This window comes from Mesorhizobium sp. CA14, from assembly GCF_020165195.1.
Classification (GTDB): domain Bacteria; phylum Pseudomonadota; class Alphaproteobacteria; order Rhizobiales; family Rhizobiaceae; genus Mesorhizobium.
Map to the genome: position 1 here is coordinate 1 of NZ_JAIUHR010000011.1, position 21,218 is coordinate 21,218.

At 64.8% G+C, this 21,218-nt stretch carries 23 protein-coding genes; 11 read left to right on the forward strand and 12 right to left on the reverse strand.

Annotated elements, in window-relative coordinates; genetic code table 11:
* The 3 genes from LB565_RS13920 to LB565_RS13930 all read left to right on the forward strand — a co-directional run.
* On the forward strand, positions 1-204 hold a 204-nt coding region (locus LB565_RS13920; protein ID WP_224584812.1), incomplete at its 5' end, for a hypothetical protein.
* A 164-nt stretch (positions 205-368) separates the two neighbouring features.
* Complete coding sequence (locus LB565_RS13925; RefSeq protein WP_224517944.1) at positions 369-668, forward strand: hypothetical protein; 300 nt, start codon at positions 369-371, stop codon at positions 666-668.
* A 179-nt stretch (positions 669-847) separates the two neighbouring features.
* On the forward strand, positions 848-2,200 hold the full coding sequence (locus tag LB565_RS13930; RefSeq protein ID WP_224584814.1) for a chloride channel protein: 1,353 nt from the start codon (positions 848-850) through the stop codon (positions 2,198-2,200).
* Positions 2,201-2,222: 22 nt separating this feature from the next.
* On the opposite strand, the gene LB565_RS13935 is transcribed toward LB565_RS13930, so the two are convergent.
* From LB565_RS13935 to LB565_RS13965, 7 genes are all read right to left on the reverse strand, one after another.
* A complete protein-coding gene (locus LB565_RS13935) occupies positions 2,223-2,891 on the reverse strand; it encodes a DUF4336 domain-containing protein (protein WP_224584816.1) in 669 nt (222 codons plus the stop codon).
* 284 nt (positions 2,892-3,175) lie between these two features.
* Complete coding sequence (locus tag LB565_RS13940; RefSeq protein WP_224584818.1) at positions 3,176-3,433, reverse strand: hypothetical protein; 258 nt, start codon at positions 3,431-3,433, stop codon at positions 3,176-3,178.
* Positions 3,434-3,524: 91 nt separating this feature from the next.
* A complete protein-coding gene (locus tag LB565_RS13945) occupies positions 3,525-4,310 on the reverse strand; it encodes an anti-sigma factor family protein (RefSeq protein ID WP_224584827.1) in 786 nt (261 codons plus the stop codon).
* Positions 4,297-4,830: a sigma-70 family RNA polymerase sigma factor gene (locus LB565_RS13950; RefSeq protein WP_224584829.1), complete on the reverse strand. Its 534-nt coding sequence runs from the start codon at positions 4,828-4,830 to the stop codon at positions 4,297-4,299. The genes LB565_RS13945 and LB565_RS13950 overlap by 14 nt, the downstream gene beginning before the upstream one ends.
* Before the next feature lie 447 nt (positions 4,831-5,277).
* Entirely contained in the window at positions 5,278-5,784 is a 507-nt protein-coding gene (locus LB565_RS13955) for an invasion associated locus B family protein (protein WP_224584839.1), read from the reverse strand.
* A gap of 242 nt (positions 5,785-6,026) precedes the next feature.
* Positions 6,027-6,389 carry a YkvA family protein gene (locus LB565_RS13960; RefSeq protein WP_224584840.1) on the reverse strand — a complete coding sequence of 121 codons (363 nt, stop codon included), beginning with the start codon at positions 6,387-6,389 and terminating at the stop codon, positions 6,027-6,029.
* Between the two features lie 84 nt (positions 6,390-6,473).
* The gene (locus tag LB565_RS13965) at positions 6,474-6,767 is read right to left on the reverse strand and encodes a 4a-hydroxytetrahydrobiopterin dehydratase (protein ID WP_224584841.1); all 294 of its coding nucleotides are present in this window, start codon (positions 6,765-6,767) and stop codon (positions 6,474-6,476) included.
* Between the two features lie 49 nt (positions 6,768-6,816).
* Between LB565_RS13965 and LB565_RS13970 the strand changes: the two genes are divergently transcribed.
* Entirely contained in the window at positions 6,817-7,332 is a 516-nt protein-coding gene (locus tag LB565_RS13970) for a low molecular weight protein-tyrosine-phosphatase (RefSeq protein ID WP_224584842.1), read from the forward strand.
* Here LB565_RS13970 and thpR read toward each other — a convergent pair.
* Both thpR and LB565_RS13980 read right to left on the reverse strand, forming a co-directional pair.
* Complete coding sequence (gene thpR / locus LB565_RS13975; protein ID WP_224517952.1) at positions 7,239-7,832, reverse strand: RNA 2',3'-cyclic phosphodiesterase; 594 nt, start codon at positions 7,830-7,832, stop codon at positions 7,239-7,241. The two genes, LB565_RS13970 and thpR, sit on opposite strands and share 94 nt — an antisense overlap.
* A gap of 151 nt (positions 7,833-7,983) precedes the next feature.
* On the reverse strand, positions 7,984-8,709 hold the full coding sequence (locus LB565_RS13980; protein ID WP_411970645.1) for an arylesterase: 726 nt from the start codon (positions 8,707-8,709) through the stop codon (positions 7,984-7,986).
* Position 8,710: 1 nt separating this feature from the next.
* Between LB565_RS13980 and LB565_RS13985 the strand changes: the two genes are divergently transcribed.
* From LB565_RS13985 to LB565_RS14000, 4 genes are all read left to right on the forward strand, one after another.
* A complete protein-coding gene (locus LB565_RS13985) occupies positions 8,711-9,406 on the forward strand; it encodes an ABC transporter ATP-binding protein (RefSeq protein WP_224584844.1) in 696 nt (231 codons plus the stop codon).
* Positions 9,407-9,587: 181 nt separating this feature from the next.
* Complete coding sequence (locus LB565_RS13990; protein ID WP_224585105.1) at positions 9,588-12,086, forward strand: ABC transporter permease; 2,499 nt, start codon at positions 9,588-9,590, stop codon at positions 12,084-12,086.
* A gap of 246 nt (positions 12,087-12,332) precedes the next feature.
* The gene (locus LB565_RS13995; RefSeq protein ID WP_224584845.1) at positions 12,333-13,073 is read left to right on the forward strand and encodes a Bax inhibitor-1/YccA family protein; all 741 of its coding nucleotides are present in this window, start codon (positions 12,333-12,335) and stop codon (positions 13,071-13,073) included.
* A 116-nt stretch (positions 13,074-13,189) separates the two neighbouring features.
* On the forward strand, positions 13,190-13,768 hold the full coding sequence (locus LB565_RS14000; protein WP_224584846.1) for a GNAT family N-acetyltransferase: 579 nt from the start codon (positions 13,190-13,192) through the stop codon (positions 13,766-13,768).
* Positions 13,769-13,886: 118 nt separating this feature from the next.
* Here LB565_RS14000 and LB565_RS14005 read toward each other — a convergent pair whose 3' ends face one another.
* Together LB565_RS14005 and LB565_RS14010 are read right to left on the reverse strand one after the other, a co-directional pair.
* Complete coding sequence (locus LB565_RS14005; RefSeq protein WP_040988010.1) at positions 13,887-14,273, reverse strand: DUF2794 domain-containing protein; 387 nt, start codon at positions 14,271-14,273, stop codon at positions 13,887-13,889.
* A gap of 592 nt (positions 14,274-14,865) precedes the next feature.
* On the reverse strand, positions 14,866-15,654 hold the full coding sequence (locus LB565_RS14010; protein ID WP_224584848.1) for a DUF1223 domain-containing protein: 789 nt from the start codon (positions 15,652-15,654) through the stop codon (positions 14,866-14,868).
* 185 nt (positions 15,655-15,839) lie between these two features.
* On the opposite strand from LB565_RS14010, the gene LB565_RS14015 reads away from it, so the two are divergent.
* The gene (locus tag LB565_RS14015) at positions 15,840-16,514 is read left to right on the forward strand and encodes a ceramidase domain-containing protein (protein ID WP_224584849.1); all 675 of its coding nucleotides are present in this window, start codon (positions 15,840-15,842) and stop codon (positions 16,512-16,514) included.
* Positions 16,515-16,598: 84 nt separating this feature from the next.
* On the opposite strand, the gene acnA is transcribed toward LB565_RS14015, so the two are convergent.
* Positions 16,599-19,289, reverse strand: a complete 2,691-nt coding sequence (gene acnA / locus LB565_RS14020) for an aconitate hydratase AcnA (protein ID WP_224584852.1) — start codon at positions 19,287-19,289, stop codon at positions 16,599-16,601.
* Between the two features lie 283 nt (positions 19,290-19,572).
* Here acnA and ccmA point away from each other — a divergent pair, with 283 nt between their 5' ends.
* Positions 19,573-20,181 carry a heme ABC exporter ATP-binding protein CcmA gene (gene ccmA, locus LB565_RS14025; protein ID WP_224584854.1) on the forward strand — a complete coding sequence of 203 codons (609 nt, stop codon included), beginning with the start codon at positions 19,573-19,575 and terminating at the stop codon, positions 20,179-20,181.
* Between the two features lie 289 nt (positions 20,182-20,470).
* The gene (gene ccmB / locus LB565_RS14030) at positions 20,471-21,136 is read left to right on the forward strand and encodes a heme exporter protein CcmB (protein WP_224584857.1); all 666 of its coding nucleotides are present in this window, start codon (positions 20,471-20,473) and stop codon (positions 21,134-21,136) included.
* The last annotated feature ends 82 nt before the right edge of the window (positions 21,137-21,218 follow it).

Sequence of the window (21,218 nt, forward strand, 5' to 3'; positions counted from 1 at the left end):
TTCACCGCCATTGCGATTCCCTCCGAGCTTCCTTCTCAGAGAATCACAACCAGCCAATTACGCAACAGGCCCACAAGAGGAGAAGGAGAGACTGCGCCAGGCTTGCTCTTGAGCATCCGCCTTGCGGCGATGGCCGCTGACTTGCCGGCCGTCTTCTGGATGCAGGAAGAAGAACCCCGGAATGGGAAGCAGTGGGATGACTGACACAGAGGTCAACAGATTTTGACGCCTGCCTGGGCCAGGGACGGAACGCGGCCGGCTGCCGCCATCTGAAACTCGATCACATATCCGTGTTGACGTAACCATTCGAGCTGCGCCGGCGAACCGGAAGAGGGCGACCATGCCCTTCAACAATGGGAGTTGTTCAGATGCACTCAATCAAGCTCGCACTCATTGCCGGCCTCGCCGGTCTTTGCGCCTCGCAAGCCTTTGCCGAAGATACAATGGGCGCCATGACCATGATGAAGGGCGGCCAGGTCACCGCGATCATGCCGGACGGCCACATGGGCACCATGATGCCGGATGCCAAGATGAGCGCCGAAATGATGAAGATGGCCAAGCCGATCAAGCATTGCATGATGATGATCACCGACGCCAAGGGCAAGGCCTACATGATCGACACGTCGACCAAGAAGGCCCAAGCCGAATGTGAAAAAATGGCGATGTGACCTCGCCGGTCCCGCGTGCCGACCTCCCCGCCGGCCGGTGCGCCGGCGGGTTATCCGCCATCCGGCAACGTCTCCTTGAGCACCGCTCCTCGACCTGACTGACATAGCGTCGGGCTCGCCCTCGCGGGTTGATCGGCCCGGCGAGTGTGCTAGGGCGGACAAGCATCACGAGGACGGTCATGGCCGGCATATCGCGAAAATACCGCATGCTGCGGCGTTCCCACGCCATGTGGGTGTCGCGGCGCGTCTGGCAGCCGCGCCTCGTCTTCTGGGCCGGCGCCATCTCGATCGGCCTGATCAGCGTCCTGTTCGCTCTGCTCGCCGACCGGGCGCAGGCCCTGTTCCATGCCGTCACCGCCGGCGGCAGTGGCTGGCGCTTCTATCTTCCGTTGATCATGACGCCGGCCGGCTTCGCGCTTTGCGCCTGGCTTGCCCATTCCTTCTTCCCGGGATCGCAAGGCAGCGGCATCCCGCAGGCGATCGCCGCGCGCCACCTGCGCGACGACGAGGATCGCGGGCCTCTTCTTTCGTTGCGCCTGGCGGCGGGCAAGATCGCGCTTACAGTGATAGGCCTGTTCTGCGGCGCCTCCATCGGCCGCGAAGGCCCGACGGTGCAGGTCGGCGCCTCGCTGATGTTGCAGGCCGCGCGCTGGGGCGGCATGGCGCAGGCGCGCGGCCTGATCCTCGCCGGTTCCGCGGCAGGCATCGCCGCTGCCTTCAACACGCCGCTGGCCGGCATCGTCTTCGCCATCGAGGAGATGGGCCGCGCCTACGAGTCGCGCACCAATGGGCTGGTGCTGACGGCGGTGATTTTGGCCGGTCTTGCCTCGCTCGGCCTGGTCGGCAACTACACCTATTTCGGCGTCGCCAGGGACACGGTGGCCTTCGCCACCGACTGGCCGCTGGTGCTCGCCTGCGGCATCATCGGCGGCGGTGTCGGCGCGCTGTTCTCGCTGTTGGCGCTGAAGGTCATGCGCCGCATCCGGCGCTGGAACGCGCTGCAGCCGCTGCCGCGCACTTTGGTCGTGGCGGCTATCTGCGGCCTGGCCGTGGCCGCGATCGGCATCGCCTCCGGAGGATCGACCTTCGGCACTGGCTACGCGCAGGCCCGCGGCGCGATCGAAGGCACGCCGCTCCCGGCCTTCTTCTTCGTCGAGAAATTCGCAGCCGGCCTGCTGTCGATGGTGTCGGGCATTCCCGGTGGCCTCTTCGCGCCGTCGCTGGCGGTGGGCGCGGGGCTGGGCAGCACGCTCGGCCTGGTCTTCGGCACGGCTACCGGAACCGCGGCGCTGCTCGGCATGGCCGGCTATTTCGCCGGCGTCGTGCAGGCGCCGATGACGGCTTTCGTCATCATCCTCGAAATGACCGGCAACCACGACAATGTGATCGCGCTGATGTGCGCGGCTATGCTGGGCTACGGCACGGCGAGGCTCATCTCCAACGAACCGCTCTACCACGCGCTGTCGCGCGTCTTCATCGCCGAGGCGATCCGGCGGCGCAGGGCGGAGACAAGCGAAGCGGTGAAAGTCTAGCAGCTTCGAAGCTGGGCGGTCGTCACAAGACCCAACGGAACGCGCGCCTGAGTTCGTCGGCGCCGTCTCTGTCATACCACCGGCCATGGGCGATTATGACGCGTTCCGGATGCCAGGCGAGCATCTGGTGAACGGCCGCCCGCAAAGCCCGGCGACGGTGAAAGAAGCTCAACCGCATGTCGATGGGCGCCTTGCCGTCCGGATCGGCCGCGCCGGCGAGCCTGACGAGGAGCCTCAGAAACCGACTGTGAATCCGGCCCGGTTCGAAGTTCTCGATCAGGTCGGTGAGGATCAGCGTTAGCGAGGCGCGATGAAACAGAACGGCTTCGGTGAGGACGCCGCCGCGCACGACCAACAGGTCGATCTCGGCGGGCCAAGGCGAGCCGCGTCCCACCAGCAGCCGGTCCACCGCGATCGGACGCTTCGCCCGCTCCCGCAGGCCGCGCACCGCCAAAACCTCCGCCTTGGGGATGGCTGCTTTCCAGTCGGGAACCCACCAGTAGTGAAGGGAATTCGGCGCAACCAGGAAGCGGACCGGCCCCAGAAGCTCGACCGCGGACCGGAGCGCGGGTGTCAGCGCCACGGGTGAATGCAGGATCAGGTCGCCATTGCGAAGCCGTATGACCGTCATGCGAGTGGTGAAGGGAAATTCAAACGGTCCGACGCCGAAGCCGATCCATGGCCCGTCCACGATCCACAGATCGGGAGCGACGGGTTTCAGGACGTTGATCGGCTCATAAAGATCGGGACCAGATCTGTCCGTGGCAGATTCCTGTGGCATGGCTACTCGCCGTTACCTCGAAGCGCGGTCATCGCCGATTTCTGCTGGATACAGGCTGCGGGGCCGGAGCCCGGTTCATTTCCTCTTTTCGTGAAAACGGCCCGGCAACCCAAGCCGAGATGCCGGGCCGTTGGGAAACGCCCGCGCGCAGCGCTTCCCGAGTCGCGTTCCCGCGTCACCTAGGGGCCGGTGACCTACGGCGGCGTCTCGTTTGCGCAGGCGATCAGCGGGACGGTCGAAGCCCGCAGCCGCGCTTGCGACAGCCACAATTGACGGTGCTCCCGTGACAGGCCCTTCATCGCGCTCCGAGCCGCCGAGGTGATCTCGAATGCCCCGCAGGCAGCACACTGGAATTCCACCTTGCGCAGGGTGACCTCGGCTTCCAGGGACACGCCGGCGCAAACCGGGCAGGTGGACGGGTAGTATCTCCTTTCGAAGGACAGGACGTTCATCGTGTGAACCCATTCGACAGCATGCCGCGGGGGTGGGCTTTGAACTCCAACATCGGGCGCATTCTTTTCCCCTATGCAACCGGCGCCACGATCAGCCTCTTATCTTCGGCGCAACGCCGCGACGCGTGGCGACTTCGATCTGCTTTGCTTCCACCTCGAGCCGATCCGGGGCGGCCGATCCCATCAGCGCGTAGGCCGTGCCCCCAGACTGCCAATAGACCGTCGGCACGCGGCCGTCGGTGGCGGGCGTCGGCGGAACGGCGCCCTCGCCGTTCATCGGCGCGGCGACCAGCGTGATACGCCCCACGCTTGGCGTATCCGCCGTCACCACCAGGCTCTGCTGCCCGTTCCAAGGCTGCACCTGGACATCCTTGACCACCCATGCGGAGGGCAGCGTCGGCATGCTGACGTTGACGGCGCCAACCAGCCGCTGGATCTTGTCCTGCTTGAGTTCGTCGCCCTTTTCGGGACCTGCGTTGAGCTGCGCGACGCGCAGCGCATCCCGCGCGGCCAGGATGAAGGTTTCATCCGCCGTCTTGCCGCCCTGGCGAAGCGGTACGGTCAGCGAGTTGGCCGACCATCCGATCGCGATCAGCGCGACAGCGGCGGCCTGAAGCTTGAGCATTGCGAACATCCACCTGCGGCGAAGCGCCTGTTCCAGCTGTCTCGCCTTTTCGACAGTCGCGCCGGGCGGGAACAATCGCCGGGGCTGGGAATCGCGCAGCGCTTCCATGCGTTGCGCGTGGGCAAACACCGCCGCCGCCAGCTCGGGCTCGCGGGCAAGCCGGGCCTGCAGCTCGGATCGCTGTGACGGCGACAATTCGCCATCCAGCAAACGGCCGATATCCTGTTCGGAAACGCGATTATCGGGCCGCATCGCGCCCTCCAATGATCTTCAAGTGACGGGCAGCTGCGCTGTCCATATCTTCCATGTTGTTCTTCAAGGCCGTGCGAGCCCGGCTGAGGCGGGACATCACGGTTCCCGTCGGTACCCCCAGCAGTTCGGCCGCCTCGGCATAGGTGAAGCCCAGGACGCCGACGAGATGCAGTATTTCGGCCTGGTCGGTCGGCATGCGGGCGAGGGCCCTGGCGACGTTGGAGAGCTCGGCGCTGTGCTCCTGCGGTGGCGGCAAGGCCGCATCCGACATGTCGGCGATGGATGCGAGGCGGCGCCTGTCGGCATTGGCACGGCTGGCGCCGGTGAAGAAGGTGTTGCGGACAATCCTGATCAGCCAGGGCAGCAGCGGCCGTGAGGGATCGTAGCTGCCGGCCATCGAGAGCGCACGGGCGAGAGCTTCCTGCACCAGATCATCGGCGTCGGAATCATTGCCGGTGAGCACCCTGCCGTAACGCCATAGATCCTCCAGATGCGGTATGACGTCGAACTTCGCTTTCATCCCATCTCATGCCGCCCGTCTCGTGTCGCCCGCTTCAAGCCGGATTGGCGCAAGCCGGGCCTATCTTGCCTGCGCTGCCCGGCCGGAGCCGGCGTGAAAGACGGCCCAGCGGTCAGGGACAGGGGACAGGCAACCGCTGGGCCGGATGGGAGCGTGCTCCTCCCGACTGCAAGCCCTGAAAGACGCTCGTCCCAGTGCTTGCTGCCGCTCCCTGTTTCGACGTGGCCGTGCAGATGACGGCCACCTCAAAGAGCGTTCTCCCTCTTTTGCCCCATCTACCGGTCTCGGCCGGAAACTATTCCGTTCGCCGCGCAATTTTTTGAATGATAGCCGCAAGCGATCGCCGGCGCGCGGAATCGACCGGCGCCGACGCAAGGACAAAGCCGAATGGCAAAGGGCCGGACCTGGTGGCCCGGCCTTTGCGTCAAATCCGGATGTAGGCTTGGCCTATTTGCACTTGGCGATGGAGGCCAGCGCCGCCGAGATGCCCTTCAGCGAGAAGACGTAGGAGGTGGGATTGCCGCGGCCGGACTTGGCCTGCACCTTCATGTCGGAGCCGGTCTTCATGGCGGCGATCAGCACCGGCTCCTCGGCGGCGTTCTCGACCCAAGCCGACTTGCCGCGGGTGAACATCGAGAAGGTCTTCTTGTCGATGGTGACGGTGGCCTTCGAGCCTTCCTGGAAATTGTAGCCGGCGATGAACTGCGGCTCGTAGGAGACCTGCTGTCCCGGACGCTGGCTGACGAAGAAGAACATGTCGCCGTGATCGAGCGAGGGGGGCTGCTTGTCGGTGGGCACGGTGAGCACATAGCAGACCTTGCCTGCCTTCGACTGATAGCTGTAGGTGCCCCACGCATTGTGCTGGCCGATCTTCGTCGCCTGCTGCGCCAGCGCCGGCACCGCGAAGCTGGCCGCCAGGACCAGGCTGGAAACTATAGCAATCAATCCGCGCATCGTTCTTCCCGTATTCCAAATGGTGCGGAGGCGGGCCGCGTGGCGTCCTGCCGTCGCTTCATTTTGATTTAATCAGGGTTACCAAACGGTGAATTGTCCTCGAAGAAAAGGAGCTCACCCCAGGAAACCGCCACCATCGCGCCGCCGCCTTCAGTTGTCGGCGCATTGTCCCGGCGCGGAGTTGGAGGCCACGAAAACGGCAAGAGTTTGTCTTTTCGAACGCGCTGATTTGCGGGCGTAAGTCAGCTCTTGTCGGCCAACGCATCCCTGGCGGCCTGCCTGTGGGCAGGCGTGATGTGGGCGCTGACGGCGGTGATCGCGGCGGTCAGCACCGCGAGGTCGTCGGTGTAGCCGAGGCCGACGACGAAATCGGGAATGAAATCGAACGGCAGGACGAAATAGCCGAGCGCGCCGAGCAGGGTGGCCTTGGCGCGCAGCGGCGTGTCCTTGTCCATGGCGCAGTAATAGGCGGCAACAACTTCGTCCATGAACGGAATCTGCCGCGCCGCCTTCTTGGCGGTGCGCCAGAATTTTTCGCGGACCTCGCCTTCGCCGGCGAGCTTGTCGCCGAAGCCGAAGAAATCGAAACCGGTACCTTGCGTCATCAGTCGCTCCTTGGCGGCCGTGCGCATCGTCGCACCGGCCCGCCGCGGGAAAATGTGGTGAAAGCGGGGGGCTGCTACAAGAGTTCAGCCGAAATACCGGTTCATCCGCTTTGCCAGCTCGATATCCAGCGCCGTCACGCCGCCGGCGTCGTGCGTGTTCAGCGTCACGTCGACGGTCTTGTAGACATTCGACCAATCCGGGTGGTGGTCCATCTTTTCGGCGGCCAGCGCCGCGCGGGTCATGAAGGCGAAGGCCTCGGAGAAGTTCTTGAAGACGAAGCTGCGCTTGATCGAAGCGCCGTCCGCGGCAACCGACCAGCCGTCGAGTTCCGCAAGCGCGGCGGCGATCGCTTCCTTGCTGAGTTTTTCCCTGTTCATGTCCGATCCCTGTGCTATTCGGAGGTGATCCAACCATAGCGCCGGATCGATGAGCGCAAAGCCCATAAAATCCATTCTGTTCGTTTGCCTCGGCAACATCTGCCGCTCGCCGCTGGCCGAGGGCGTGTTCCGCGCCGTCCTGGCTGAGCAAGGCAAAGACCAGGGTCTGGTGATCGATTCGGCCGGTACCGGCGGCTGGCACGCTGGCGAAGCACCGGACCGGCGCTCTATCGCGGTAGCCGCAAAACACGGCGTCGACATTTCGAGACAGCGGGCGCGCAAGGTGCTGCCGGAGGATTTTTCGCGCTTCGACCTCATCCTCGGCATGGACAAGGCGAATGTGCGCGACCTCGAGGCGCTGGCGCCGCAGACCGCGCGCGACCGCATCCATCTCTATCTGGATTTTGCCACGGGGAAGGCCGCGGACGTGCCGGATCCCTATTATGACGGCACCGAGGCCTTCGCCTCGGTCTACCGCATGATCCGCGAGGCGTCGGAAGCGCTGGCGAAGCGGCTCGAGGCCAGCGTCTCGCCGACCAGCGGCCAGGCTTCCTCGACGATGTAGGGGCCGCCGCCGACCGAATCGCGCGACGACATCAGGACGAAGCGGCCGACGCGGAAGGGCAGCGCCGCGAAATTGCCGCGCGCCGAAAGATATTGCGCGACATCGAGCGGGCTCCCATTGCGCAGGCGCGCCAGCGTCACATGCGGCGAGAACTTGCGCGGATCGGCCGGCAGGCCGAGCCGCTGGCAGATGCGGTCGATCTCGCCCTGCAGCGCCGTCAGGTCCGGCGAGGCCGACACGCCGGCCCACACCGCATGCGGTTTCTTGCCGCCGAAAGCGCCGACGCCGGAGAGCGTCATCTGGAAAGAGGGGCGGTCAACGCGGTCGAGGGCGTTGGCGATCTCGTCGGCGACATGGCCCTCGACATCGCCGATGAAGCGCAGCGTCAGATGGTAGTTTTCGACATCGATCCAGCGCGCTCCGGGCAGCCCGCCCCGGAGCAGGGACAAAGAGAGTGCGGCATCACGCGGAATTTCGAGGGCGGTGAAAAGACGTGGCATGTGAAGCCTCCTGTCCTCGAATCGAAACTCTCGGCCCTAGCGAATCATCGATATAGGCGCGGGGCAAGCGGTTTGTTGTCCACAGGGTTTCCCCAGCGGAAGCGTGGCGTTCCGGACTCACGGCGGCCCGCCCTCATGACGGTCCACCCCCTCATGAAGGTCCCCCATTGTCGGCGATCGCCTTCTCGACCACGGGAAGGATGCGTTCGACCATGACATCGACCCCCTTGGGATTGGGATGCAGGCCGTCTTCCAGCTGGCGGTCGGGATGGCCGGCGACGCCGTCGAGAAAGAACGGATAGAGCGGGACCCGGTATTTTTCGGCAAGCCGCGGATAGATGGCGTCGAATGCCTTCTGGTAGTCGGCGCCGAGATTGGGCGCGGCGCGCATGCCGGCCAGAAGCACCGGAATGTTGCTTTGCTTCAGCTTGCCGAGCATCGCGTCGAGGTTCTTCTCGGCGATCCCGGGCGAAAGGCCGCGCAGCATGTCGTTGGCGCCAAGCTCGAGGATCACCAGCCTTGTGCCCTCCGGCACCGACCAGTCGAGCCGCGCCAGCCCGCCGCTCGATGTGTCGCCCGACACGCCGGCATTGGCGACGGCGACATCGAGGCCCTTCGCCTTCAGTGCCGCCTGCAGCCTATCGGTGAAACCCTGGCCAGGGCCAAGGCTGAAGCCCGCCATCAGGCTGTCGCCGAAGCCGACGATGGTGAAGGTGGCGGCGCGCGCCGGCGAAATGGCGCCGCAAAGGGTGAGGAAAAGGATGAGGGCTGCGGCAAAACGGTGTTTGAATGCCATGCGGCGAGCCCCATATGACCGAAACAACGCAATGAAGGAGACAAGGACCGTCTCCTTTCTCCACATATAGGGCACTTTCATTGTGACAGAAGCCGTCATCGCGCTGAGGGATGTGTCGCTGACGCTCGGCGAGGGCGCGTCCTCCGTCCACGTGCTGAAGGGTGTGAGCCTCGACGTGGCGGCCGGCCAAGCCACCGGCATTGTCGGCCCGTCGGGCTCTGGCAAGTCCACGCTGCTGATGGTTCTTGCGGGCCTGGAAAGGGTCGATTCGGGCACGGTCCGGATCGTCGGCGAGCTGATCAACGACAAAAGCGAGGATCAGATAGCTTCGTTTCGGGGGCGAAACATCGGCATCGTGTTCCAGTCCTTTCATCTCATCCCCAACATGACGGCGCTGGAAAATGTCGCGGTGCCGCTCGAGCTTGCCGGCCATGCCGATCCGTTCGGGGTGGCCGCGCGGGAACTCGCGGCGGTCGGCCTGAGCGACCGCGTGACGCATTATCCGGGCGAGCTTTCCGGCGGGGAGCAGCAGCGCGTGGCGATCGCGCGGGCACTGGCGCCGTCGCCGCGCATCCTCATCGCCGACGAGCCGACCGGCAATCTCGACCAGGTAACGGGAAAGCAGATCGTCGACCTTCTCTTCGCCAAGGCGGCGGAACGCGGCATGACGCTGGTGCTGGTCACGCATGATCCGGCGCTTGCCGGGCGTTGCGCACGCCAGGTTTCGATGCGCTCGGGGCGGATCGAGGATGCGCCTTTGCTCAAAGTGACGGCATAGAGGCATGGCGGAGACCCCCTCATCCGGCCCTTCGGGCCACCTTCTCCCCGAGGGGAGAAGAGGTAGTCAGCGCCGGCGCCAATCTCTTCTCCCCGGCGGGGAGAAGGTGGCCGCGCAGCGGCCGGATGAGGGGGCCTGGCTCCGCACGCTGAAGCTCGCCATCCGCTTCTCGCTGCGCGAGATGCGCGGCGGCCTGTCCGGCTTCATGATCTTCCTGGCCTGCATTGCGCTGGGCGTTGCGGCGATCGGCGGCGTCAATTCGGTGGCGCAGGCGATCTCCGCCGGCGTCGCCGATCAGGGCCAGACGCTGCTTGGCGGCGATCTGCGCTTCCAGATCAACCAGCGCAGCGCTTCGGATGCCGAGCTCAGCTTCGTCCGGAGCCTCGGCACGGTTTCGCTCAATTCCGGCATGCGCTCGATGGCGCGGCTGGAGGACGGCTCGGATCAGGCGCTGGTCGAGGCCAAGGCCGTCGACGACGCCTATCCGCTCTACGGCGCGCTGGAAACCGATCCGGCGCTGCCGAAGGAGCAATTGTTCGGCGAAAGGTCCGGCGTGTTCGGCGCCGCCGCGCCCGACCTTTTGTTCGACCGGCTCAATCTTCACATCGGCGACAGGCTGAAGCTCGGCAGCGCGATTTTCGAATTGCGGGCGAGGCTGGTCAGCGAGCCGGATGCGGTCTCGGACGGTTTCGGTTTCGCGCCGCGGCTGACGATTTCGCGCGAGGGCCTCGCCGCATCCGGCCTGGTGCAGCCGGGCAGCCTGGTCGAGAACGCCTATAAGGTGCGGCTGCCCGACGGCACGTCCGAGGCGCGGATCAAGGACATCCAGGCGCAAGCCGCGAAGGATTTCCCGCAGGCCGGCTGGTCGATCCGCACGCGCAGCAACGCCGCCCCCGCGCTCTCCGCCAATATCGAGCGCTTCTCGCAATTCCTGACGCTCGTCGGGTTGACGGCGCTGGTGGTCGGCGGCGTCGGCGTAGCGAACGCAGTGCGCGCCTATCTCGACGGCAAGCGCGGCGTCATTGCCACTTTCAAGAGCCTCGGCGCTTCGGGCGGCTTCGTCTTCACGGTCTATCTGGTGCAGATCCTGTTGATCGTAGGCCTCGGCATCGTGCTCGGGCTCATCCTTGGGGCCGCGATGCCGTTCGTGGCGAGCGCGCTTCTGCAGTCTGTCATCCCCGTGCCCGCGCAAGGCGGCTTTTATCCAGGCGCGCTCGCTCTTGCCGCGCTGTTCGGCCTGCTGGTGACGCTGGCCTTCGCGCTTTTGCCGCTCGGCCGCGCCCGTGACGTGCCGGCGACGGCGCTGTTCCGCGAAATGGGCTTTGAGAGCCGCGGCTTGCCGCGCCTGCCTTATGCGGGTGCGGCGCTGGCGATCGTCGCCGCGCTGGCGGCGCTGGCGATCCTCTCGGCCAACGACCACCGCATCGCCTCGATCTTCGTTGGCGCCACGGTCCTTGCCTTCCTAGTGCTGCGGCTGGTGGCGGTGCTGGTGCAATGGGCGGCGAAAAAGAGCCCGCGCGTGCGTTCCGTTTCGTTGCGGCTGGCGCTCGGCAACATCCATCGTCCGGGCGCGCTGACGCCTTCGGTGGTGCTATCGCTCGGCCTCGGGCTGACGCTTCTGGTGACGCTTGCGCTGATCGACGGGAATCTGCGGCGGCAGATCTCCGGCAGCCTGCCGGAGCGGGCGCCGAACTTCTTCTTTGTCGATATTCAGAGCAGCGACGTCGATGCCTTCGCCGGCCTTGTCGGCAGGGAGTCGCCGCGGGGAACGCTGGTCAAAGTGCCGATGCTGCGCGGGCGCATCATGGCGCTCAACGGCGTCGACGTCGACAAGGTGAAGATCCCGGCCGACGGCGCTTGGGTGCTGCGCGGCGACCGCGGCCTGACCTATGACGCGAAGCAGCCGGACAACGCGACGCTGACCGAAGGCGCGTGGTGGCCGCAGGATTATTCCGGCGAGCCGCTGGTGTCGTTTTCGGCCGAGGAGGGCAAGGCGATCGGGCTGAAGCTCGGCGATACCGTGACCGTCAACGTGCTCGGCCGCAACGTGACCGCAAAGATCGCCAATTTCCGCCAGGTTGAGTGGGAGACGATGGGGATCAACTTCGTCATGGTGTTTTCGCCCAACACCTTTGCCGGGGCGCCGCATGGCTGGCTGGCGACGCTGACCGACAAAAGCGCCACCACGGCCGACGACGCAAGGCTGCTTAACGCCGTTACCCGCGCCTTTCCCGCGGTGACGACGGTGCGCGTCAAGGACGCGCTCGATATCGTCAACCGGCTGGTCGCGCAGCTGGGCACGGCGATCCGCGCCGCCGCCGGCGTGGCGCTGATCGCCTCGGTGCTGGTGCTCTCCGGGGCTTTGGCCGCCGGCAACCGCGCGCGCATCCACGACGCTGTGGTGCTGAAGACGCTCGGCGCGACGCGACGAACGCTGATTACCGCCTTCTCGTTGGAATATGCGTTGATCGGCCTTGCGACCGCGCTGTTCGCGCTTGCCGCCGGCGGCATCGCCGCCTGGTTCGTGGTCGCGCATATCATGACGCTGCCATCGCATTTCATGCCGGAAGTGGCGGTGATGACGATCCTGGTTTCGCTGACGGTCACCGTCGGCATCGGCCTTGCCGGCACCTGGCGGGTGCTCGGCCACAAGGCGGCGCCGGTGCTGCGCAACCTCTGACCGGGAGGCTTCCGGGCGCTCGCCCGGTTAAATCTTTGTAAGCCCGGTTAAATTTTTGTAAGAAAGGCGGCCGGAAGGGCCGAAAATCGGCCTTTTGCTTTCTTACAAAGCGTTACCGCTCGTTACCGTCTTGTTCTTGACGTCGAGAACGCTCATATTTTGCGCAGGCATGCTGGAGCTCCGCCAGCGGCGCCTGGTCCCAAAAGACCTGTCACCGGACGGGGCAGAAGCAACAGAGGATTTCCAATGGCTGATCCCATTCGCAACTACCAGGCGTCCGCGGCCCCCGGCGCGCGCGTCGATATCGATCAGGGCCTGCGCGCCTATATGATCAAAGTCTATAACCTCATGGGGCTTGGCCTTTTGATCACCGGCCTTGCCGCATGGGGCGCCTTCCAGCTCGCCGTCACGGGCGACGGCCAGCTGACCGCCTTCGGCCAGCTCATCTATGCAAGCGCATTCCGCTGGGTTGTCATCCTGGCGCCGCTGGCGGCCGTGATGTTCCTGTCGTTCCGCATCCAGTCGATGAGCGTGGCGGCGGCGCAGGCCACGTTCTGGGTCTATGCCGGCCTTGTCGGCCTGTCGCTGTCGACGATCTTCCTCGTCTACACCGGCACCAGCATCACCCAGACCTTCTTCGCCACGGCCGCGGCCTTCGGCGGCCTGTCGCTCTACGGCTACACGACCAGGCGCGACCTGTCGGCGTTCGGCTCGTTCCTGATCATGGGCGTGATCGGCCTGCTGATCGCGATGCTGATCAACATCGTCCTGCAGTCGTCGGCGCTCGCCTTCGCCATCTCGGCGATCGGCGTGCTGGTCTTCGCGGGCCTGACCGCCTACGACACGCAGAAGATCAAGGAGATGTATTTTGAGGGCGACGTCGCCGACGTTGCCGGCCGCAAGGCGATCATGGGCGCGCTGCGCCTCTATCTCGACTTCATCAACCTGTTCATGTTCCTGCTGCAGTTCATGGGCGACCGCCGCTAAGGGCGTACCCCGGTCTCAGTGGACCAAAGACTTTGCGAAGGGCGGCCCAACGGCCGCCCTTTCTTTTTGCGCAGTCCTTTGCTGTTATCGAGGCAGGAAAGAGAACTGCACAAATTATGAGCATCATCGCCATCAGACCCGCCACCGCGGCCGACCTCGACCGAATCACGGAGATCTATGCCGATGCGGTCACGCATGGCACGGCGAGCTACGAGTTGGAGCCGCCCAGCCGCGCCGAAATGGGCAACCGATTCGACGCTCTGGCGGCCGGCGGCTTTCCGTATCTCGTGGCCGAGAAGAGCGGCGCCGTGCTCGGCTATGCATATGCCGGACCGTTCCGGCCGCGCCCTGCTTACCGATTCGTCATCGAGGATTCGGTCTATGTCGCGCCCGAGGCCAAGGGGCAGGGCGTGGGCTCGCTGCTGATGCAAGCGCTGATCGAGACGGCGCGCGCGGCGGGCTTCCGCCAGATCATCGCGGTGATCGGCGACGGCCATGCCGACAGCGCTTCGGTGCGGCTGCACGAGAGGCTCGGCTTCCGTCATTCCGGGCGCCTGGAAGGCTCCGGCTACAAGCACGGACGCTGGCTGGACACGGTGTTCATGCAGCTTTCGCTGAACGGCGGCGCGGCGCTGCCGCCCGATCCGGATTCGCTGCCGGAGCGGAGGTTTCGCGGGGAGCTCAAGCGGAGCTGAAGAGGAATTGAAGAACTGAAGAATTGACGAACTGAAGAACTGAAGAAAGACGACGTCCACACCGGAAGCGCCAGCGCCTCTTTTCCTCAGTTCTTCATTTCCTCAATTCCCCTTTTCCTCACGCCTCGACGACCTTCAGCTTGGCATCGAAGACACCGAGCACGCGGCCGAGTTCCTGGCCGCGCTTGAGGATGCGGCCACCTGCGGCGATGACGGCGAAAGCGCCTTGCCGGCGCGCCAGCTTCGGGTCCTTGACGATCTGGAACAGCGGCACTTCGCTGGCCCGGCGGAAGACGGAAAAGACAGCGCGATCCGTGAGATGGTCGATCGCATAGTCGCGCCATTCATTGGCCGCCACCATGCGTCCGTAAAGCCTCAGGATCTGGTCGAGCTCGCGCCGGTCGAATCGCACCGGCTGGTCGAGGCGGGCGTTGCGCGCCTCATGCAACGGGATCAATATTCCGGATGCTTCCCCATCCTCCGTCCCGCTGCTGTGATCGGTCATGCCTCGATCCTTCGATTGAATCATGCGCCGGCCAAGGTTCGCGCTTTCATGGCGGAATTGCAAGGGCGCGATGGAATTGCTGCGGCCATCTAAGTGCGGGCGGTCGCGCAGTTTCCCAAACGTCCAGTCACGTTTGCGAAACACATGTTGGAATTGGTGATGCTCCGCCACATTCTCACCACAAATAATCCGCGCTCATGCCCCAATGTCCGACGAATTTACCGGCGTTGCCTGAGACGGTTCGGTCCGGCACCGGCTCGTAAACCCCAAGCCCCCCGCCCACGGGTCAGCGTCGGATCGAACCAACCTCGGTTTTTCCTTGGAAAAATCAGGTGCGACGATCCCAAAACCTAAATGACCGGCGTCAGAAGCAAGCTGACGCCGGTTTTTTATTTTTCCTTCTCCCCTTGTGGGAGAAGGTGGCCGCGAAGCGGCCGGATGAGGGGTGCTGGAAGGAATGCGGCACTGATGGATATGGCACGGTGCGGCGCCGGTCGCGAACGTCGCCGCCAAGCTGGAACACCCCTCATCCGTCTCGGCGCTGCGCGCCGATCCACCTTCTCCCACAAGGGAGAAGGGAGAGGGTGCCCCTCTAAAGCCGATCCGGCTTGTGGATGAAGGCGGCGCCGAGGATCGGGCCGGGCGTGCCGTCCTTGCCGACCGACTGCAGCAGCACCGCGCAGCCGCCCTTCTTGACGATCTCGGTCATCGGCAATTCGTAACGCTGCGCCTTGCCGTGCCACATGCCGGCGGTCTGGATGTCGGAAACGGCGTTCCAATAGGTCAGGCTGCGACCGCTGTTCTCGCCCTGGCCGATCTTCACCATCTGCGGCGGATCGAAATAGACGATCACCACATGGGCGTCGGTCGGGCCGTTGCCGGCGTCGCCAGCGTCGATCATGACGCGGTCGCTGGTGCGGCTCACCTTGATGCCGACCCGCATGCCCTCGCCGGTCCTGTCCATCCGGGCCAAGGCGCCATCGACATCCATGCGGCTGGCGCCGTTGACGTGGCTGCGGCCATTGATGACAGCTTGCGGCGTGTAGACGGAGCGGCTGCCGAAGGCGCGCATATAGTCATATTGGCGCTCGGTGTTCTTCTTGTTGCTCAGCGTGTCCTGCCAGCCGAGATAGTCCCAGTAATTGACGTGGTAAGCGAGGGCGATGATGTCGTCCTTGCCGGCGAGCTCGGCGAAGAACTCGTCGGCCGGCGGACAGGAACTGCAGCCCTGGCTGGTGAACAGTTCGACCACGCCCAAGGGCTTGTCGGTTTGAAGCTTGCCGGTCACGGCCTTCTCAGGCTCGGCTGCCAGGGCCACGCCGCCCAACGCCGTAAGGGCCAGCGCTACTGCCGCAAGCCGCAATCGTCCTCGAAATGCCATGACTTTTCCAATTCCCGCCGGTGACGCCGGCCTTGTTCTGATTGCTAAAATATGTGGCAGAAGCGCCAGTCAACGGGAAGTCACGTTGCGGTGAAATTTTTGCTGTTGCAGCCGCAGGTAAGGGCGCAATAGGAGGGGCGGCTGCATTTCAAGGCGCGGTTCGATTCGGGGGCAGCATCCTCACCATGTGGCAAACTCTCCTGACCCCAGTCGATCTCTATTGCGAACGGACGGGGCCTGGACTTTGGGCGGAGCCGGCCAATGCTTTGACCAACCTGGCTTTCATTGCCGCGGGACTATGGGGTGTTCGGCAGGTGCGGCGCTACAAGACCGGCGCCTTCGCCGAAATGCTGGCCTGGTGGGTGGTGGCGATCGGCATCGGCTCGACCTTGTTCCACACCTTCGCCAGCAAAGGCACGATCTGGGCCGACATCCTGCCGATCGCAGGCTTCACGCTGGCCTATACGCTGTTCAACCTGCGGCGTTTCCTGGGCATGGATTGGGGCAAGGCGATCCTCGTCTTCGTCGCCTTCTATATCGTTGCCGGCCTGATCACCTATGCCGTGCCTGACTGGCTGCGCCAGGCTTCGAACGGCACGACGGGCTACCTGCCGCCCTTCCTGGCGCTCGCCTTCTTCGGGGCGTGGGTGGCAGCCACCGGCAACCGGGCCGGCCGGTACAACCTGACGGGGTCGGCGATCTTCGTCGTCTCGGTCATCTGCCGCATGATCGACCCGCTGGTCTGCGCCAGCTTCCCGCTCGGCACGCATTTCCTCTGGCACGTCTTCAACGGGCTGATGCTGGCGGTGTTGCTGGCGGCGACGGCGAGGTTCGGGAAAGCCAAGGGAGTAGGGGAGTAGGGCAGTAGGCAGTAGGCAGTAGGCAGTAGGCAGTAGGTGTCCTGTTTCCCTACTGCCTACTGCCTAAGCCCTACTCCCTGGCCGCTACGCGGCCAAGTCGCGCAGCACGTACTGCAAGATGCCGCCGTTCTTGAAGTAGTCGAGCTCATCCAGCGTATCGATGCGGCAGACGATCGGCACGTTCTTCACCGTGCCGTCGCCGAAGGTCACCTTGGCGACCATCTTCTGGCGCGGCTTGATCGTGTCCAGCCCGTCGATCTCGACCAGCTCGTCGCCCTTCAGGTTGAGCGAGGCCCATGAAGTGCCTTCCTCGAAGACGAAGGGGATGACGCCCATGCCGACCAGGTTGGAGCGGTGGATGCGCTCGAAGGACTGGGCGATGACCGCGCGGACACCAAGGAGATTCGTTCCCTTGGCCGCCCAGTCGCGCGAGGAGCCGTTGCCGTATTCGACGCCAGCGAAGATCACCAGCGGCACGCCCTCCTTCTTGTATTCCATCGCGGCGTCGTAGATCGACATCTCCTCCTTCGAGGGATAGTGGATCGTGTAGCCGCCTTCGCGGCCGTTCTCGCCCAGCATGTGGTTGCGGATGCGGATGTTGGCGAAGGTGCCGCGCATCATCACCTCGTGATTGCCGCGTCGTGTGCCGTACTGGTTGAAGTCGGCGACGCCGACGCCATGCTCGGTGAGATACTTGCCGGCCGGCGAAGCGGCCTTGATCGAGCCCGCCGGCGAGATGTGGTCGGTGGTGATCTTGTCGCCGAAGAGACCCAGCACGCGCGCGCCCTTGATGTCGCCGACCTTGCCGAAGGCACGGCCCATGCCGGCGAAATAGGGCGGGTTCTGCACATAGGTCGAGTGGTCGTCCCAGGCATAGGTCTGGCCTTCCGGCGCCTTGACCTTCTGCCAGTAGGCATCGCCCTTGAAGACGTCGGCATATTTGCGAGCGAACAGCTCGCGGGTGACGTTCTTCTCGATGAACTCCTGTATCTCGGCCGAGGTCGGCCAGATGTCCTTGAGATAGACCGGCTTGCCGTCGCTGCCTTCGCCGAGCGGCTCAGTGTTGAGGTCCCTGGTCACCGTGCCGGCCAGCGCATGCGCCACGACCAGCGGCGGCGAAGCGAGGTAGTTCGCCTGCACGTCCGGCGAGACGCGGCCTTCGAAGTTGCGGTTGCCGGAAAGCACGGCCGCGGCGATCAGGCCCTTATCGTTGATGGTCTTCGAGATCGGCGCCGGCAGCGGCCCGGAATTGCCGATGCAGGTGGTGCAGCCGAAGCCGACCAGGTTGAAGCCGATCTGGTCGAGCTCCTTCTGCAGGCCGGACTTTTCGAGATATTCAGCCACCACCTGGCTGCCGGGGGCGAGCGAGGTTTTCACCCACGGCTTCTGCTTCAGGCCGCGGCGGTTGGCGTTGCGGGCCAAGAGGCCTGCGCCGATCAGCACGCTCGGGTTAGAGGTGTTGGTGCAGGAGGTGATGGCGGCGATGACGACGTCGCCATGGCCAAGATCGTAATCGGTGCCTTCGACAGCGTAGCGCCTCGAGATCTCGGCGGCCTTCTTGTATTCGGTCTCCATCGCCTTGGCGAAGCCGGCGGGGATGTCCTGTAGGGCGACGCGGCCCTCCGGGCGCTTCGGGCCGGCCATCGACGGCACGACGTCGCCGAGGTCGAGCTCGAGCAGGTCGGTGAAGACCGGATCGGCGGAGCCCGCGTCACGCCACATGCCTTGCGCCTTGGAATAGGCTTCGACCAGCGCGATGCGGTTTTCCTCACGACCAGACATGGTCAGATAGCGGATGGTTTCGGAATCGACCGGGAAGAAGCCGCAGGTGGCGCCATATTCCGGCGCCATGTTGCCGATGGTGGCGCGGTCGGCCAGCGTCATGTTGGAAAGGCCGGGGCCGAAGAACTCGACGAACTTGCCGACGACGCCCTTCTTGCGCAGCATTTGGGTGACGGTGAGCACCAGGTCGGTGGCGGTGACGCCTTCCTTGAGCTTGCCGGTGAGGCGGAAGCCGATGACCTCGGGCAAAAGCATGGAGACAGGCTGGCCGAGCATCGCGGCCTCGGCCTCGATGCCGCCGACGCCCCAGCCGAGCACGCCGAGACCGTTGATCATGGTGGTGTGTGAATCGGTGCCGACGCAGGTGTCCGGATAGGCGACGGTTTCGCCGTCGTCCGAATTGGTCCACACGACCTGTCCCAGATATTCGAGGTTGACCTGGTGGCAGATGCCGGTGCCGGGCGGCACGACGCGGAAGTTGCGGAAGGCCTGCTGGCCCCATTTCAGGAATTTGTAGCGCTCTTCGTTGCGCTCATATTCGAGCTCGACATTGCGGGCGAAGGCCATTGGCGTGCCGAACTCGTCGACGATGACGGAATGGTCGATGACGAGGTCGACGGGTACCAGCGGATTGATCTTTTCCGGGTCGCCGCCGAGCGCCTTGATGCCGTCGCGCATGGCCGCGAGATCGACCACAGCCGGAACACCGGTGAAGTCCTGCATCAGCACGCGGGCCGGGCGATAAGCGATCTCGACACCGGCGGTGCCCTTGTCGGTCAGCCAGGCGGCGACCGCCTGGATCGATTCCCTGGTGACCGAGCGGCCGTCCTCATTGCGCAGGAGATTCTCCAGCAGCACCTTCATCGAATAGGGCAGCCGGACGATGCCGGTGAGGCCGTTCTTCTCGGCCTCAGCGAGGTCGAAATAAACATAGTCCGCGCCACCTGCGGTCAGGGTGCGGCGGCAATTGAAACTGTCGAGGGATTTCGTCACGGCGATCCGTCCTTGTCTGTTCAGCCTGAAAGGGAACGGACGCCGTTGGCATGCAATCACGCGCAAAGGTGCGGGTACGGCCATTTCCGCTGTCCGCTCCCAAGCAACCCGAGCCGTTCAAGGCGGCGCGTGCGCTGGTTCGGCGCTAATTCTGATCCCGCGCCGACCGCTGGCACGGATGAACCGCATATAGAGAATTTCCCGGAATAGTTCTAGACAGTCGAAAGACGATTTTGCGTGAGCTGGAAACGGCCGCGGAACGGTGCTTTCGGGACGGGCAAAAATGCGGCTGATCGCCGAAAATCTGGGCGGTGAGCGCGGCGGCGAGACGGTCTTTTCCAACATCGGCTTCGCGCTGGAAAAAGGCGAGGCGCTTATCGTCACCGGGCCGAACGGCGCGGGCAAATCGACGCTGCTGAGGGTGGTCGCCGGGCTGCTGCCGGCCGCCCGGGGAAAGGTGCTTATCGAAGGTGACGGCGAGGCTTTCCCGACAGTCGCCTCCGCCTCGCATTATCTCGGCCATCTCAACGCGATGAAGACGGCGCTCAGCGTCGAGGAGAATCTCGGCTTCTGGCGGGCGTTTCAGGGGGAGCCCGGACTGGACGTCGAAGAGGCGCTGGAGACGGTGGCGCTCGACGGTCTCGGACATCTGCCCTTCGGCTATCTGTCGACGGGGCAGAGGCGACGGGCGTCGATCGCCAGGCTTCTGGTCAGCCGGCGGCCGGTCTGGCTGCTCGATGAGCCGACGGCCGGGTTGGACAAGGCCTCGGAGGAGCGGTTCGCGGGGGTGATGCGGGGACATCTGCAGGATGGAGGGATCGTGGTGGCGGCAACGCATCTGCCGCTGGGGTTGGAAGGGGCGAAGGCGTTGAGGATGGGGGAGACCATCTGATGTTGACGCGAGGCACCCCCCTCTGTCCTGCCGGAACCGGCCCTTCGCTGTCGCTCCGGGCGTTCGTCGTTCGAAAAGCCAAGCAGTTGGCTTTTCATCCGCTGCGCGGACCTCTCCTCACCCCCCGCAAGGGGGGAGGTTGGCAGCTTCGACGCCGGCATCTCCTTTTCGACGTCGGTGATTGGCGAAAGCCTGCGCGACATTCGATCTCCCCCCTTGCGGGGGAGATGGCCGGCAGGCCAGAGGGGGGTGTGCCGGAGCGCCAGCCTCGCCAAGGGATTCCCTCTTAATGTGGGCCCTCTTCCTCCGCGACATCCGCCTCTCCATCCGCGCCGGCGGCGGAGCCTTGATCGGCGTCATCTTCTTCCTCGCCGTCATCGTCACCATTCCCTTCGGCGTCGGACCCGACCTAAACCTGTTGTCGCGCATAGGCCCGGCGATCCTGTGGATCGCCGCTTTGCTCGCCTGCCTGCTCGGGCTCGACCGCCTGTTCCAGGCCGACCGCGAGGACGGCTCGCTGGATCTCCTGGTGCTCAATGGCGACCGCCACATGCTGGGGTTGACGGTGCTGACGAAATGCCTGGCGCATTGGACCGGCAGCGTGCTGCCGCTGGTGGTCGCGGCACCTCTGCTCGGCCTGTTCATGAATATGGAGCCGCTAGGCATAGGCGCCACGGCGCTCACATTGCTCGTCGGCACGCCGGCCATCACCTTCATCGGCGCAGCGGGCGCCGCGGTGGCGGTGGCGCTGCCGCGCGGCGGATTGCTCATTTCGGTGCTGGTGCTGCCGCTCACCATTCCGGTGCTGATCTTCGGCGTTTCGGCGAGCTATGGCGCTGTCGCCGATCCGGCGCCGTTCCTGCAGCCTTTCCTCATTCTTGCCGCGCTGACGCTGTTTCTTGCGGTGCTCGGTCCCCTGGCGGCGGCGCTGGCGCTGCGGCACGGGACGGATTGAGGCGACGAGGACGTTCCTTCACTGCGGCACCGCGGCAAATTGCGGACCGGCCGGCGCGAGGTTATGGAAAGAAATGATCGAA